Genomic DNA, 15,019 nt, shown 5'->3' on the forward strand with positions numbered 1-15,019 from the left:
CGAGACCGAGTCTCGTGCCGCCGCGCTCGCCAGGGAACCAAAGCGCCCCGCCCATCCGTAGAAGGAAGGGCGGGGCGGTGCGTTGGGTACGCGCCCCTGGACCACCGCCGTGTGCCCGCCGTACGGAGAATGAGGGGACCCCATGGACCAGGCGCCAGGCAGCCCACAGGGCCCGCAGGAAGCCCAGAGTCTGCCCACCTGCTACCGGCACCCGGACCGGGAGACAGGCATCCGCTGCACCCGCTGCGAGCGCCCCATCTGCCCCGAGTGCATGGTGGACGCCTCGGTCGGCTTCCAATGCCCCGAGTGCGTCCGCAGCGGCTCCGGCACGGGGCACGCCCCCGCGGCCAGCCAGCCCCGTACTCTCGCGGGCGGCACGGTCGCCGCGGACCCCCGGCTCGTCACCAAGATCCTCGTCGGCCTCAACCTCGCCCTCTTCCTGGTCCAGCTCTCCGTGGGCGACCGCTTCACCGAGCGCTTCGAGCTCCTAGGCCTCGCGTATGTGCCGGGCCTCGGCAGCGTCGAGGGCGTCGCGGACGGGCAGTGGTATCGGCTGGTCACGTCGATGTTCCTGCACGGCAGCGTTATCCACATCGCATTCAACATGCTCAGCCTGTGGTGGATCGGCGGCCCCCTGGAAGCAGCTCTCGGCCGCGCCCGCTACATCGCCCTGTACGCAGCGTCAGGCCTCGCGGGCAGCGCGCTCACATACCTGATCGCCGAACCGAACCAGCCGTCGCTCGGCGCCTCCGGTGCGATCTTCGGGCTCTTCGGCGCGACCGCCGTCCTGATGCGGCGGCTCAACTACGACATGCGCCCGGTCATCGCCCTGCTGGTGATCAACCTGATCTTCACCTTCGGGTGGAGCAACATCGCCTGGGAGGCCCATATCGGCGGCCTCGTCGGCGGCGTGGTGATCGGCTACGCCATGGTCCACGCGCCCCGCGGGCGGCGGACTCTGATCCAGTACGGCGTGTGTGCGCTGGTGCTGATTGCTGTTGTGGTCATGACATTCGTCAGGACCGGCCAGCTCACCTGAGGAGCTCGCCGAGGCGTCGGCGTTGTCCACAGACCGTGTCGGATCTTGTGCATGCTGTGTGGGAACAGCTGTGCCCCTTGCCTCTGACCTGGGTTTCCCCAGGCAGGGCAAGGGGCGAACAAGCTTCCGGATCCCCGTGGGCCAGTCACACCGGCGTCAACACTCGATGGGTTATCCACAGATCTTCTGACCTTTTCCACTGCTGTGGATAGCTGTGGATAACTCCGTGGACAACTTGGGCCAGGGCTTGCTGTACAGGCTCCCGACACCTGGAAGCCGCGTTACTTCCACTGCGTCGAAACGCCGAATCCCGCAGCGATGAAGCCGAAGCCGACCACGATGTTCCAGTTGCCGAGGGAATCGATCGGCAGTGAGCCGTCCGTCACATAGAAAACGACGATCCAGGCGAGGCCGATGAGAAACATGGCCAGCATGACCGGGGCGACCCAGGCGCGGCTGGTCAGCTTGATATTGGTCGCCTGCTTCGCCGGGGGCGGCGTGTAGTCGGCCTTCTTGCGGATACGTGACTTCGGCACGAGGGTCTCTCCTGTCGATGCGCTGCGTGGCCGCGCAGGGAACGTGGGCTGGCTCCGAGCCAGCGTACAAGGGGACTCTTAGTGCTCCCCGGGCGTCCGTTAGCGTAGTGCTTCCGCGGTGCCGAAGGAGATAAGGGTACGTTGAGCAATTCTGCCGACTCGCCCCAGGCGGGTTCCAGCCCTGGTCGTATCCGGCGTTTCCGGCCGGTTCGGGTGCTGACTGCTGCCGTGTTCGCCCTCGCCGGTTTGATCTTCTTCACCAGCTTCAACACGGCCAAAGGCACCAATATCCGTACGGACAGCTCGCTGCTGAAGCTCTCCGATCTCATTCAGGAGCGCAGTCACAAGAACGGTCGGCTCGACGAGAGCAACGGGACGCTGCGCGAGGACGTCGAGGCCCTGGCCGAGCGCGACGACGGCCGGACGGAGGCGGAGGACAAGAAGCTGGCCGCCCTGGAGGAGAACGCGGGCACCCAGAAGGTCAAGGGCAAGGGCCTCACGGTCACGCTCAACGACGCGCCTCCGAACGCCACCGCCAAGCTCCCCGGCTATCCCGAGCCGCAGCCCGACTACCTGGTCATCCACCAGCAGGACCTGCAGGCCGTGGTCAACGCCCTGTGGCAGGGCGGCGCCAAGGGCATCAAGGTCATGGACCAGCGGCTGATCTCCACCAGCGCCGTACGCTGCGTCGGCAACACCCTGATCCTCCAGGGCCGCGTCTACTCGCCCCCGTACAAGATCACCGCGGTCGGTGACCCGGAGAAGCTGCAGAAGGCCCTCACCGCGTCCTCGGCGATCCAGAACTACATGGTGTACGTCAACGTCTACGGGCTTGGCTGGAAAGTCGAGGAGAAGGAGGCGGTGACTCTTCCCGGCTACTCGGGCACAGTGGATCTCCACTACGCGAAGCCTGTGGAGTGAGCCCGTCGGGAGCTGCCGGTGCGAGTGATCATCAGGACGTTCAGCGAACTGTGCATCACTGTGGGCGGCGTCATCGTGCTCTTCGTCGTCTACGTGTTGTTCTGGACGGGGTTGAAGGCCGACAGTGCGATGGACGACCAGATCGACCGTCTCCAGGACCAGTGGTCGAAGGGGGCGGTCGCGGCCGAGTCCGAGGAATCCCAGGCGCCCAGCGCCGAGAACCCCGAGCCGCCGGCTTCGTACGCGGACGGCAAGCCCTTCGCCGTCATGTACATTCCGCGGCTTGGTTTCACGTGGAACAAGCCCGTACTCGAGGGCACGAAGACCGACACCCTGAAGAAGGGCCTCGGTCACTACGCGAGCACCGCGCAGCTGGGCCAGGAGGGCAACTTCGCGGTCGCGGGCCATCGCCGTACATACGGGGACCCGTTCAAGGACTTCCCCGAGCTCCGACCCGGCGACGCGGTGGTGCTGACCGACGGCAGGACATGGTTCACGTACCGCATCGACACCGAGCCCTACAAGACGCTGCCCAACGACATCGCGGTCATCGACCCCGTACCGAGGAAGTCCGGGTACACGCGCGCGGGCCGCTATCTGACGCTGACGACTTGTGAACCGGAATGGGGCCATAGCCACCGGCTGATCGTCTGGGCGCACCTTGATGCCACACAGCCCGTGGAGGCCGGGAAACCAGAGGCCCTACGCCGTTAGTCTGGTGTGGTACGGCGACGGAAGGGACGGCAATGTACGGCTGGATCTGGCGGCATCTGCCGGGAAACGCGTGGGTGCGGGCCCTGATTTCGTTCGTGCTCGTGCTCGCGGTGGTCTACGTGCTGTTCCAGTACGTCTTCCCGTGGGCCGAACCGCTGCTGCCCTTCAACGATGTGACGGTGGACAACCAGTGAACGCACGGATTCTCGTCGTCGACAACTACGACAGCTTCGTCTTCAACCTGGTCCAGTATCTGTACCAGCTGGGCGCCGAGTGTGAGGTGCTGCGCAACGACGAGGTGTCGACGGCGCACGCCCAGGACGGCTTCGACGGGGTGCTGCTCTCGCCGGGCCCCGGTACTCCCGAGCAGGCCGGCGTCTGCATCGACATGGTCCGCCACTGCGCGGCCACCGGCGTCCCCGTCTTCGGGGTCTGCCTGGGTATGCAGTCGATGCAGGTGGCGTACGGCGGTGTGGTGGATCGCGCCCCCGAGCTGCTGCACGGCAAGACCTCGCTCGTCGACCACGAGGGCCGGGGCGTCTTCGCGGGCCTGCCGTCGCCCTTCACGGCGACGCGTTACCACTCGCTGGCCGCCGAGCCCGCCACGGTTCCCGACGAGCTGGAGGTCACGGCTCGTACGCGCGACGGGATCATCATGGGGCTGCGGCACCGTGAACTGCCCGTCGAGGGCGTGCAGTTCCACCCCGAGTCCGTGCTGACCGAGCACGGCCACCGCATGCTCGCCAACTGGCTGGTCGAATGCGGCGACCCGGAGGCCGTGGCGAGGTCGGCGGGGCTCGCCCCGGTGGTGGGCAGGGCCACGGCGTGACCGCCCTGCGCCCCGAGCGCGACAGTGCCGCCCCGTACGGTGAGGACACCGCGTACGGGGACGCTGCCGCGTACGGAGGCGCTGCGGCGCCGGAGCAGGAGTGGTACGACCCTCAGGGGTACGCGCGGGACTGGTACGGGGAGCAGACGGCTTCGCCGGAGCCTTCGCCGTACCAGGAGTACGCGCAGTACGCGGAGCCTCAGCTCTCCCCCTCGTACAGGGGCACTCTGTACGAAGAGCATCAGTACGCTGAGCATCAGCAGGCAGAGCCTACGTACGACGAGGCTTCGTACGCTGAGCATCAGCACGCAGAGCGTACGTACAACGAGCCTCAGCGCGGAGAGGCTTGGCACGAAGAGCCGCACTCCCCGTCGTACGAACCTCCCCCGATCGACGAAGAAACGGTCGCGCTGCGCGTTCCCGACAGCCAGTCCATACCTGCGGCGCCCACGAGACCGGCCACCGGCGGCCGTGCGGCCCGGCGCAAGTCCGCCAAGCGCCATGGGCGCCATGGCGCGTCCGGCGGGTCCGGTGGGGCGCAGGAGCGGTCGGCGGAGCCCGGCGCGGCGCCCCTCTCACGCATGGAGGCGCGGCGGGCGGCCCGGGCGCAGAAGCCGGGGGCGGCCGTGCTGGCCAGCCGGGCGATCGGCGAGGTGTTCATCACCACCGGTGTACTGATGCTGCTGTTCGTGACGTACCAGCTGTGGTGGACGAACATCCGGGCGCATGCGCAGGCGGGCAGCGAGGCGAACAGCCTGCAGAACGACTGGGCGAGCGGTAAGCGGAATCCGGGTGCGTTCGAGCCGGGGCAGGGCTTCGCGCTCCTGCACATTCCGAAGCTGGACGTGGTGGTACCGATCGCCGAGGGCATCGACAAGAAGCGGGTGCTCGACCGCGGGATGGTCGGCCACTATGCCGAGAAAACCCTGGCGACGGCGATGCCGGACGCGAAGACGGGCAACTTCGGGCTGGCTGGGCACCGCAACACCCATGGCGAGCCCTTCCGGTACATCAACCGGCTCAAGCCGGGGGACCCGATCGTCGTCGAGACGCAGGACAAGTACTTCGTCTACAAGATGGCGTCGATCCTGCCGGTGACGTCGCCGGCCAACACGGCTGTCCTGGACGCGATTCCCAAGGGGTCGGGCTTCACCACGGCGGGCCGCTACATCACCCTCACCACCTGCACTCCCGAGTTCACCAGCAAGTACCGGATGATCGTCTGGGGCAAAATGGTCGAGGAACGGCAGCGGAGCAAGGGGAAGCCCGATGCCCTCGTCGAGTAAGGACACATGAACAGTGGCAGCGACGACCGACCACGAAGAGCAGACCGATGCACCGGCGTCTTCGCGCGCGCCGCGCCGCCGCCGCATCGGCCGGATCGCGATGGCCGTCAGCTTCTTCGGTGAACTCCTCATCACGGCGGGCCTGATCCTCGGTCTGTTCGTCGCCTACTCGCTGTGGTGGACGAACGTCGTCGCGGACCGCGAGGCGAACAAGCAGGGCGACGAGGTGCGCGACAACTGGGCGCAGGGCCGGGGCCCCGTCGGTCTGGACACCAAGGGCGGCATCGGCTTCCTGCATGTACCGGCGATGAAGAGCGGCGAGGTGCTGGTCAAGAAGGGCACCTCCACGAAGCTTCTCAACGACGGCGTCGCCGGCTACTACACCGACCCCGTCAAGTCAGCGCTCCCGCAGGACAAGAAGGGCAACTTCTCGCTGGCCGCGCACCGCGACGGTCACGGGGCGAAGTTCCACAACATCGACAAGCTGAAGAAGGGCGACCCGATCGTCTTCGAGACCAAGGACGACTGGTACGTCTACAAGGTCTACGCCGTCCTTCCCGAGACCTCGAAGTTCAACGTCAAGGTCCTCGCCCCCATCCCCAAGGAGTCGGGCAAGAAGAAGGCGGGCCGCTACATCACCCTGACGACCTGCACGCCCGTCTACACGTCCCGCTACCGGTATGTGGTGTGGGGCGAGCTGGAGCGCGTCGAGAAGGTGGACGACGACCGCACACCGCCGAAGGAACTGCGTTGATGTGACTGGGGTCCTGCGAGGACCTCAGTCAACTAGCATGGCGGAGGCCCGAAGCCGCAACTATCTCTTGCGGCTTCGGGCCTCTTTGCTTGAGACGACAGTGGATCAGCTCAAGGCGGGCAGTTCTGTTCCTCCGCTCCATGCCTCGAGCAGCCTGCGGTCCACCGGTGTGACGCCGCCGTCCGCCGCGACCCTGATCGCGTCGCGTGTGAACGGGCAGGTGGCCACGTAGAGCGCCACATCCGCGTTGTACAAGACCTTCGCCGACCCGATGAACTTCTGGACCTCGGGGCTGGTCACAGAGACGTAGGGCGCGAATCTCTTGCACTGCACGGCGACGTGTCGTCCGTCGGGGGTCCGTCCGGTGATGTCCACGCCCCGGTCTCCATAGCCGCCTCGTACAACGACGGCGGTGCAGCCGTCACGGCGCAGCAGTTGGGCGACATGCTCCTCGAACTCGCGTCCGTTCATGGCGTCGAGGGATGCCATCACACCGGCGAGCGGTCGGTCTTCCCGTGGACCTTCCAGTCGCTGCAAGCGGTCGTTGTGCTGGCGGAGTCGCCGCTCGATGCGCTGGACGCCGGTGCGCAGGGCGATCAGTTCCTGGCGGTGCTCGCTCGATGTCTGGATAAGGGCGTTGAACATCGGGACGACGGTCTTGCCGAGGACGTGGGTGATGCGTTGGTCGATGCGGTCGTCGAGGGAGCTTACGTCCTTGTGGACGGAGTTATCCACAGGCTGGGTGCGCGCCAGGTACTCCATGTCGAGGAGGTACGTACGCACGTCACTCAGTTCTGCGCCTGCCAGGACTCGGTATCCGCTCGCCTCCAGCTCTGCGCGGTGGTCGTGCACGAGGGCACGGATGGCATCCACGGTGACGCTGAAGTACGCCGCGACCATCGCCGTCGTCACATGCATGCCGTCCGGCAGCAGCGACAGCGCCTTGACTCTGTCGAGCACGTCCGTGCGCTCCAGCGCGCTGTCGCGCAAGGTCTTCGATTCCAGCAGAGCCGTTTCGTTGATCACGCCCTGTCCCCTTCTGCTCGTCTACTCGCGTAGCGGCCTCTCGGGGTTGGGCACGAGTTGAGTTCCCACCCCATCCCTTCAACGAGTCAGCGCATATGAAGATGTGGTGGTCGGACACGACAGAGCCCCGGCGCCTCCTGTGGAGGGCCGGGGCTTCGTCGTGCCGTCCGTCGTGCCTGGACGGAGCGGGTGTCAGTCCTCGGTACGGGCCGACGTGCCGTCGACGCCGCCGAAGATGCCGCCGTCTCCGCCTCCGTTGCCATTGCCTCCGTTGCCGAAGCTCGCGGTGGACAACGTGATCACCTGGGACTTCGGGTCCGCCGGCGTTCCCTGTTGCGGGTCCTGGGCGGTGACGAGTGCCTCGTCGCCCTGGTCGCTGCCGGGGGCGAACTGGACGTTGTTGAAGCCGGCCTGCTTCAGGGTCTCCTTGGCCTGCTTCACCTGCTGCCCGACCACGTTCGGCACCTGGGCCTGCTCCTCGTCCTCGGACGCCTTGCCGACCTGGATGGTCACCTGGGAGCCCGGATCGGCCTGGGAGTTGACCGAAGGCGACGTGGAGATGACCTTGCCGATCAGCGCGTCGTCGTCGGTCTCCACCTCGGCGCAGACGCCGACGAGGTCGTTCTCCTCCATCTGCGCCTTGGCCTCGTCACAGGTCTTGCCGGTGACGTCGGGGACGGTCGACTGCTGCTTCTCCTTGGCGATGGTGAGGGTGATCTTGGTGCCCTTCTCCACCTCATCGCCGGCCGACGGGTTCTGGTCGAGGACGGTGCCCGGATCCTCGCTGGACTCCTTGCTCGTCGTCTTGACCTCGAACTGGTACTTGTCGCCCTCAAGCTTCCTCTGGGCGTCCTCGAGGCTGTCGTCGATGACGTTCGGCACCGCCACCTTCGGCGCCCCCGTCGACACCGTCAGCGTGATCGTGTCGTTCTTGCTGACCTGGGTCTTCGCCGCCGGGTCCTGCGCGCAGACGCTGCCCTTGGGGGTGTCCTCGCAGGCCTTCGGGGTGGTCGTCACGTTCAGGTCGACGTTTCGCGCCATGTCCTTGGCCTCGGCCACGGTCCGGTTGACGAAGTTCGGCGCCGGGAACGTCTCGTCTCCCGTGCCGCCGTTCCCGCTGAAGGCCCATTTGCCGATGAGGATCGCGCCGACCAGGACCAGGATGCCCGCGACGACCAGCAGGATCGTCGAGGTGCTGCCCTTGCGCTGGCCGCCACCGCGGCGGCGGTCGAGGCGGTCGTCGTAGCCGAAGCCGCCGTCGTCCGGGTTTGTCGGGGGCATCATGGACGTTTGCTGGCCGTCGGTGGCGCGCAGCATCGTGGTCGGCTTGTCGTCCGGGTAGCCGCCGTAGCCGACGGAGCCCAGGGCCGCGGTGGCACCGACGGGCTGGCCGTCGAGGCAGGCCTCGATGTCGACGCGCATCTCGTCGGCGGACTGGTAGCGGTAGTCCGGGTCCTTGACCAGCGCCTTCAGGACGATCGCGTCCATCTCGGGCGTGATCTCGGGGTCGAAGACGCTCGGCGGCTGTGCTTCTTCCCGTACGTGCTGGTAGGCGACTGCCACCGGGGAGTCCCCGACGAACGGCGGCCGGACAGTCAGCAGCTCGTAGAGCAGGCAGCCCGTCGAGTACAGGTCGGAGCGTGCGTCGACCTGCTCGCCCTTCGCCTGCTCCGGCGAGAGGTACTGGGCCGTGCCGATGACCGCCGCGGTCTGCGTCATCGTCATGCCGGCGTCGCCCATGGCGCGGGCGATGCCGAAGTCCATGACCTTGACCTGGCCGTTGCGCGTCAGCATGACGTTCGCGGGCTTGATGTCGCGGTGGACGATGCCGTTGCGGTGCGAGTACTCGAGGGCCTGGAGGATGCCGATGGTCATCTCCATGGCGCGCTCGGGCAGCAGTTTGCGCCCGGAGTGCAGCAGCTCGCGCAGCGTGGACCCGTCGACGTACTCCATCACGATGTACGGGATGGAGATGCCCTCGATGTAGTCCTCACCCGTGTCGTACACGGCGACGATCGCGGGATGGTTGAGCGAGGCGGCCGACTGGGCCTCCCGGCGGAACCGGGCCTGGAACGACGGGTCGCGCGCGAGGTCCGCTCGCAGCGTCTTCACCGCCACGGTGCGGCCGAGCCGTGTGTCATGGGCGAGATGTACCTCCGCCATGCCACCACGGCCGAGCACCTGGCCCAGCTCGTACCGGCCGCCGAGGCGACGCGGCTCTTCCATAGCTACCTACCAGCCCTCTCCGTCGGTTCCGACCGCACCCAGTTGTGTGGTCCGGCGGGTGCTGTCCGGGCATACGGTACCCGGCTCGCCTTGACTGACCTGGTCACAACCGTCACCCGATACAGGACCGGTATCGCAACGTGCACTGTTGCGAAGGGAACGTGACACGGGTCACTTCTTGCTGTCGATGACTGCCTTCATCACGTCCTTTGCGATGGGGGCGGCGAGACCGCCGCCGGAGATGTCGTCGCGGTTGGCGCTGCCGTCCTCGACCACGACGGCCACGGCGACAGGCGAGCTGCCGTCGTCCAGCTTCGCGTACGAGAGGAACCAGGCGTACGGCTTCTCGCTGTTGTCGACGCCGTGCTGGGCGGTACCGGTCTTGCCGCCGACGGTGACGCCGGGGATCTGTGCCTGCGTACCGGTGCCCTCCTTGACGACCGTCTCCATCATCGACTGGAGCTTCTGCGCGTTCTCCTTGGAGAGCGGCTCGCCCATCTTCTTGGAGTCGTGCTTCTCGATGGTGTCCAGGTTGGGGGTCGTCAGCTGGTCGACCATGTACGGCTCCATGAGGGTGCCGTCATTGGCGATGGCCGAGGCCACCATGGCCATCTGCAGCGGGGTCGCGGCGGTCTCGAACTGGCCGATGGAGCTGAGCGCGGTCTGCGGCTTGTCCATCTTCGTCGGGAAGATGGAGGCGTTGGAGCGGACCGGTACGAACTGCTGGGAGTTGAAGCCGAACTTCTCGGCGGTCTCCAGCATCTTGTCCTTGCCGAGGTCGGAACCGACCTTGCCGAAGACGGTGTTGCAGGAGTACCTCAGGGCATTGCGCAGCGTGGCGTTCTCACAGGGGATGTTGCCCTCGTTCGGCAGCTTGGTCCTGGTGTCCGGCATGGTCCACGGATCCGGCGAGTCGGTCTTCGCGTCGGGGTCCGTGTACAGGTCGTGCTCCAGTGCCGCGGCCGCGGTGACCACCTTGAAGGTGGAGCCGGGCGGGTAGGTCTCGCGCAGCGCCCGGTTGAGCATCGGGTCGTCGGGGTTGTTCTTCTTCTGGAGCTTCGTCCAGGCCTTGGTGTCGGTGTCCGTGGAGTTCCCCGCGAACGTCGACGGGTCGTACGACGGCGTGGAGGCGAGCGCCAGGATCGCGCCGGTGGACGGGTCGATGGCGGCGACGGCACCCTTCTTGTCGCCCAGGCCCTCGAAGGCTGCTTTCTGCGCGGCGGCGCTGAGGGTGGTGACGACGTTGCCGCCTCCCGGCTTCTTGCCGGTGATCATGTCGAGGGTGCGGCGGAAGAACAGCCGGTCGTCGTTGCCGGTGAGGATGCCGTCCTCGATGGACTCGAGCTGCGTGGCACCGAAGGCCTGCGAGGCGTAGCCCGTGACGGGCGCCCACATCGGGCCGTCCTTGTAGGTGCGCTTGTACTCGTAGTCGCTGCCCGAGGTCTTCTTGGACCCGGTGATCTCCTTGCCGTCGACGATGATGTCGCCGCGCGGCTGGGCGTAGCGCTCGATGGAGACACGTCGGTTGTTCTTGTCGTCCTGCAGGTCGGTGGCCATGACGTACTGGAGCCAGTTGTCGCGGATCAGCAGGGCCATGACCAGAAGTCCGCAGAAGATCGCGATCCGGCGCAGGGGTTTGTTCACGGTCGGACCACCTGGGTCATCTCGGCGTCGGGATTCGGGGCGGGTGAGGGCGCCGGGCGCCGTGCGGTGTCGCTGATTCTGAGCAGGATGCCGACCAGGGCCCAGTTGGCGATCACCGATGAACCGCCGTAGGCGACGAACGGCAGGGTCATACCGGTCAGCGGGATCAGGCCCATGACGCCGCCGGCGACCACGAAGACCTGGAGCGCGAAGGCGCCGGAGAGGCCGACGGCCAGCAGCTTGCCGAACGGGTCGCGGGCGGCGAGGGCGGTGCGCACGCCGCGCTCCACGATCAGGCCGTAGATCAGCAGGATCGCCATCACGCCGGCGAGGCCCAGTTCCTCGCCGAAGGTGGCGAGGATGAAGTCAGAGTTGGCGGCGAATCCGATCAGGTCGGAGTTGCCCTGGCCGAGTCCGGTGCCGAGGACGCCGCCGGAGCCGAACGCCCACAGGGCTTCCGCGGACTGCTCGGAGTGGCCGATGAGGCCCTCCTTGCTCTTCAGGTACTCGCCCATGGGGTCGAGCCAGGCCTGGACACGCTGCTGCACGTGCGGCTCGAACGAGGCGACACCGACCGCCCCGGCCGCCGACATCAGCAGACCGAAGACGATCCAGCTGGTGCGCTCGGTGGCGACGTACAGCATCACGACGAACATGCCGAAGAACAGCAGCGATGTACCGAGGTCGGTCTCGAAGACCAGGATCAGGATGGACATCGCCCAGACGACGATGATCGGGCCGAGGTCGCGGCCGCGCGGCAGGTACAGGCCCATGAAGCGGCGGCTGGCGAGGGCCAGGGCGTCTCTCTTCACCATCAGATAGCCGGCGAAGAAGACCGCGATGACGATCTTCGCGAACTCACCTGGCTGGATGGTGCCGATGCCGGGAATGGAGATCCAGATCTTGGCGCCGTAGATGTTGGCCCCGAGGCCCGGCACCAGGGGCAGCAGCAGGAGGAACAGGGACAGGGCCATGGAGATGTACGTGTAGCGCTGCAGGACGCGGTGGTCCTTGAGGAAGATCAGTACGGCGACGAACAGGGCGAGGCCCATCGCCGAGTACATCAGCTGACGCGGTGCCGCCTCGACGAAGGTGTCTCGTGCCTGGAGCCGCTCCGACTGGTCGAGCCGCCAGATGGCCACCAGGCCGATGCCGTTGAGCAGCGTGGCCAGCGGCAGCATCAGTGGGTCCGCGTACGGCGCGAACTTCCGTACGACGATGTGGCCGACGGCGGCGAGCAGGCCGAGGCCGAGGCCGTAGCCGAGCAGACCGGACGGCACCTGGTCGTTGATGGCCAGGCCCACGTTGGCGTACGCGAACACCGGGATGACGACGGCGAACACCAGCAGCGCGAGCTCGGTGTTGCGCCGGCTCGGCGCACCGATCGCGCCGATCGTGGACGTGTGGTGCGTCGACGTGTTGGATGTACTGCTCATCGTGTGACAGGGCCCCTCACGGCTTGCTTACTGCTTACCGCACAGCGAGACCAGCTTCTGCTCTTCGTCGGAGAGGCTGGGGCCGGGTGTGGGAGTGGGTGCGGTCTGGGACTTGGACGGGGACGGGGACTCCGGCGACGACGGGCTCTGCGTCGGCGTCGGTGTGGCCTTTGACGCGGCCGAGGTCCGTGTGGTTCCCGTGACGCCGCCGGCTTCGCCCTCGCCGGTCTTCGCGTTGCTCTCGCTCTCGGACTTGCGACGCTCGGCGTCCTTCTTGCACGCGGACGCCTGTGTGCCAAGGGCCTCGATCTTCGATCGGGCGTCGTTGAGGTCGCCTTCGGCGATCGTGGCCTTGACCTGCTTCTGCTGGTACGGCGGCAGGTACTTCAGTTCGATCTCGGGGTGGTCCTTCTCCACCTTCGAGAGCGAGACCCAGGCCAGGTCCTGGCTGATGCCGCGGTAGAGCGCGACGTGCTCACCGTTGCTGCCGACGTAGTACTGCGTCTGCGTCCAGCGGTAACCGCCGTACAGCCCGCCGCCGATGACGGCGAGGGCGAGCGCGGTGTAGAAGGATCTTTTCAGCCACTTGCGTCCCCGGCGGGGTTTGACGAAGTCCTCGTCGGAGTAGGCACCGAAGCCGTCCGTGGGGACGTAGCCCGTCGTGTCGCCGCTGCCGGGCGGGCCGAACTCGCCGCCACCGCCCTGTCCGGGCACCGGGCGGCCGAGGCTGGAGGCGCGGCCCGCGGGTGTCTGCATCGCGCCGTTGTCGTGCAGCTGGTTCTGGTTCTCGGCGACCGCTCCGACGACGACCGGGGTGTCGGAGAGCTGGCCCGCGAGGGTGTCTCCGCCGTCGATGTCGAGTACGTCGGCCACGATGACCGTGATGTTGTCCGGTCCGCCGCCGCGCAGTGCGAGCTGGATGAGCTCCTGCACGGTCTCCTGCGGTCCCTGGTAGCTGGCGAGGGTGTCCTCCATCGTCTGATGGCTGACGACGCCGGACAGACCGTCGGAGCAGATCAAGTACCGGTCGCCGGCGCGGACTTCACGGATGGAGAGGTCGGGCTCGACGTGGTCGCCGCTGCCCAGCGCGCGCATGAGGAGGGACCTCTGCGGATGCGTGGTGGCCTCTTCCTCCGTGATACGTCCCTCGTCGACGAGCCGCTGCACCCAGGTGTGGTCCTGAGTGATCTGCGTCAGGACGCCGTCGCGCAGCAGGTACGCGCGTGAGTCGCCGACGTGCACGAGGCCGAGCCGCTGCCCGGTCCACAGGAGCGCCGTGAGGGTCGTCCCCATGCCCTCGAGCTGGGGGTCCTCCTCGACCATCAGCCTGAGCTGGTCGTTGGCGCGCTGCACGGCCGTGCCGAGGGAGGTCAGGATGTCGGAGCCGGGCACGTCGTCGTCGAGCGCCACGATGGTGGAGATCACCTCGGAGCTGGCGACCTCACCGGCGGCCTGGCCGCCCATTCCGTCGGCGATCGCGAGCAGGCGCGGACCGGCGTAACCGGAGTCCTCATTGCCCTCGCGGATCATGCCTTTGTGCGATCCGGCGGCGAAGCGCAGTGACAGACTCATGCGCACCTCGCCCGTCGGCTCCGGGTACATCCGCACGGTGCCCACCCTCCGGTCGGGAGCGCGCCGGGGCCCGTCGTGTGGACCGCCGCTGCGTGCTCGCTCCGCTCGCTCATTGTCGTACTACTTCCGCAGCTCGATGACCGTCTTGCCGATGCGGATCGGCGCGCCCAACGGAATCGGTGTGGGAGTCGTCAGTCGGTTCCGGTCGAGATAGGTGCCGTTGGTGGACCCGAGGTCCTCGACGATCCACTGGCCGTCACGGTCCGGATAAATCCTGGCATGCCTGCTGGAGGCGTAGTCGTCGTCCAGGACGATCGTGGAGTCGTGCGCACGCCCCAGGGTGATGGTCTGCCCCTGCAGGGCGACGGTCGTACCCGTAAGAGTGCCTTCGGAGACGACCAACTTGGTGGGCGCGCCCCGGCGCTGACGGCCGCCGCTGCTCGACTGCTGGCGCTGCGGCGGAGGCGTGGCCTGCTGCCGGGCGGCCTGCTGGGGCCGTGCGTTCTCCCGGCGCGAGCCGCGCTGTGTGACACGCGTACCGAACAGGTCGCTGCGGATGACCTGCACGGCCACGATCACGAACAGCCACAGTACGGCCAGGAAACCCAGCCGCATGACCGTGAGGGTCAGCTCTGACATTGCCCCCGCTTCACCCTTCGGCTTGCCGGTAAATGATGGTGGTACTGCCCACGACGATCCGCGAGCCGTCGCGGAGCGTAGCGCGGGTGGTGTGCTGCCCGTCCACCACGATGCCGTTGGTGGACCCGAGATCCTGGATCGTCGAGGGCGTTCCGGTCCGGATCTCACAGTGCCGGCGCGAGACGCCGGGGTCGTCGATCCGCACGTCGGCGTCGGTGCTGCGGCCCAGCACCAGCGTCGGGCGGGAGATCTGATGGCGGGTGCCGTTGATCTCGATCCAGTGCCGTACGCGCGCACCAGGCAGCGCGCCGGGCGCGGCGGCGCCCCGGCCGCCCATCGGTGCGGCAGGGCTGGGACGGCCGCCGGGTGGCGGCGCGGCCGGCATGGGGGGAGCGCC

15 protein-coding genes are annotated in these 15,019 nt (G+C 67.4%); 7 read left to right on the plus strand and 8 right to left on the minus strand.

What is annotated here, in order from left to right:
- Positions 1-142 precede the first annotated feature (142 nt).
- The gene (locus FGD71_RS15875; protein WP_119101109.1) at positions 143-1,039 is read left to right on the plus strand and encodes a rhomboid family intramembrane serine protease; all 897 of its coding nucleotides are present in this window, start codon (positions 143-145) and stop codon (positions 1,037-1,039) included.
- Between the two features lie 281 nt (positions 1,040-1,320).
- Here the strand turns inward: FGD71_RS15875 and crgA are convergent, their stop codons facing one another.
- A complete protein-coding gene (gene crgA / locus FGD71_RS15880; protein ID WP_119101110.1) occupies positions 1,321-1,575 on the minus strand; it encodes a cell division protein CrgA in 255 nt (84 codons plus the stop codon).
- Positions 1,576-1,716: 141 nt separating this feature from the next.
- Between crgA and FGD71_RS15885 the strand changes: the two genes are divergently transcribed.
- The 6 genes from FGD71_RS15885 to FGD71_RS15905 are packed head-to-tail and all read left to right on the plus strand — an operon-like array spanning position 1,717 to position 6,079.
- Entirely contained in the window at positions 1,717-2,496 is a 780-nt protein-coding gene (locus FGD71_RS15885) for a DUF881 domain-containing protein (RefSeq protein ID WP_119101111.1), read from the plus strand.
- Between the two features lie 18 nt (positions 2,497-2,514).
- Positions 2,515-3,210, plus strand: a complete 696-nt coding sequence (locus FGD71_RS15890) for a class E sortase (RefSeq protein WP_119101112.1) — start codon at positions 2,515-2,517, stop codon at positions 3,208-3,210.
- A gap of 32 nt (positions 3,211-3,242) precedes the next feature.
- Entirely contained in the window at positions 3,243-3,404 is a 162-nt protein-coding gene (locus tag FGD71_RS47400; protein ID WP_162931140.1) for a hypothetical protein, read from the plus strand.
- Positions 3,401-4,039, plus strand: coding sequence for an aminodeoxychorismate/anthranilate synthase component II (locus tag FGD71_RS15895; protein WP_119101113.1), 639 nt, complete (start codon positions 3,401-3,403; stop codon positions 4,037-4,039). The genes FGD71_RS47400 and FGD71_RS15895 overlap by 4 nt, the downstream gene beginning before the upstream one ends.
- Positions 4,036-5,325, plus strand: coding sequence for a class E sortase (locus tag FGD71_RS15900; RefSeq protein WP_119101114.1), 1,290 nt, complete (start codon positions 4,036-4,038; stop codon positions 5,323-5,325). The genes FGD71_RS15895 and FGD71_RS15900 overlap by 4 nt, the downstream gene beginning before the upstream one ends.
- Before the next feature lie 13 nt (positions 5,326-5,338).
- Positions 5,339-6,079: a class E sortase gene (locus tag FGD71_RS15905; protein WP_119101115.1), complete on the plus strand. Its 741-nt coding sequence runs from the start codon at positions 5,339-5,341 to the stop codon at positions 6,077-6,079.
- Between the two features lie 105 nt (positions 6,080-6,184).
- Here FGD71_RS15905 and FGD71_RS15910 read toward each other — a convergent pair whose 3' ends face one another.
- The 7 genes from FGD71_RS15910 to FGD71_RS15945 all read right to left on the minus strand — a co-directional run.
- Entirely contained in the window at positions 6,185-7,105 is a 921-nt protein-coding gene (locus FGD71_RS15910) for a restriction endonuclease (RefSeq protein ID WP_119101116.1), read from the minus strand.
- 192 nt (positions 7,106-7,297) lie between these two features.
- Positions 7,298-9,331, minus strand: coding sequence for a Stk1 family PASTA domain-containing Ser/Thr kinase (gene pknB, locus FGD71_RS15915; protein WP_119101117.1), 2,034 nt, complete (start codon positions 9,329-9,331; stop codon positions 7,298-7,300).
- A gap of 171 nt (positions 9,332-9,502) precedes the next feature.
- Entirely contained in the window at positions 9,503-10,975 is a 1,473-nt protein-coding gene (locus FGD71_RS15925) for a peptidoglycan D,D-transpeptidase FtsI family protein (RefSeq protein WP_119101118.1), read from the minus strand.
- Positions 10,972-12,411 (minus strand): FtsW/RodA/SpoVE family cell cycle protein, encoded by a 1,440-nt coding sequence (locus FGD71_RS15930; protein WP_119101119.1) that lies wholly within the window; start codon positions 12,409-12,411, stop codon positions 10,972-10,974. The genes FGD71_RS15925 and FGD71_RS15930 overlap by 4 nt, the downstream gene beginning before the upstream one ends.
- A gap of 27 nt (positions 12,412-12,438) precedes the next feature.
- Complete coding sequence (locus FGD71_RS15935) at positions 12,439-13,983, minus strand: Stp1/IreP family PP2C-type Ser/Thr phosphatase (protein WP_240436606.1); 1,545 nt, start codon at positions 13,981-13,983, stop codon at positions 12,439-12,441.
- Positions 13,984-14,103: 120 nt separating this feature from the next.
- Positions 14,104-14,622 (minus strand): FHA domain-containing protein FhaB/FipA, encoded by a 519-nt coding sequence (locus FGD71_RS15940; protein ID WP_119101121.1) that lies wholly within the window; start codon positions 14,620-14,622, stop codon positions 14,104-14,106.
- Positions 14,623-14,632: 10 nt separating this feature from the next.
- On the minus strand, positions 14,633-15,019 hold a 387-nt coding region (locus FGD71_RS15945; protein WP_140935899.1), incomplete at its 5' end, for an FHA domain-containing protein.

The sequence above is a fragment of the Streptomyces sporangiiformans genome (genome assembly GCF_005768555.2).
GTDB classification, from domain to species: domain Bacteria; phylum Actinomycetota; class Actinomycetes; order Streptomycetales; family Streptomycetaceae; genus Streptomyces; species Streptomyces sporangiiformans.

Coding starts and splice junctions, on each gene's coding strand:
- FGD71_RS15875 (WP_119101109.1), top strand. CDS start 143: ATGGACCAGGCGCCAGGCAGCCCACAGGGCCCGCAGGAAGCCCAGAGT.
- FGD71_RS47400 (WP_162931140.1), top strand. CDS start 3,243: ATGTACGGCTGGATCTGGCGGCATCTGCCGGGAAACGCGTGGGTGCGG.
- pknB (WP_119101117.1), bottom strand. CDS start 9,331: ATGGAAGAGCCGCGTCGCCTCGGCGGCCGGTACGAGCTGGGCCAGGTG.
- FGD71_RS15930 (WP_119101119.1), bottom strand. CDS start 12,411: ATGAGCAGTACATCCAACACGTCGACGCACCACACGTCCACGATCGGC.
- FGD71_RS15935 (WP_240436606.1), bottom strand. CDS start 13,983: ATGAGTCTGTCACTGCGCTTCGCCGCCGGATCGCACAAAGGCATGATC.
- FGD71_RS15940 (WP_119101121.1), bottom strand. CDS start 14,622: ATGTCAGAGCTGACCCTCACGGTCATGCGGCTGGGTTTCCTGGCCGTA.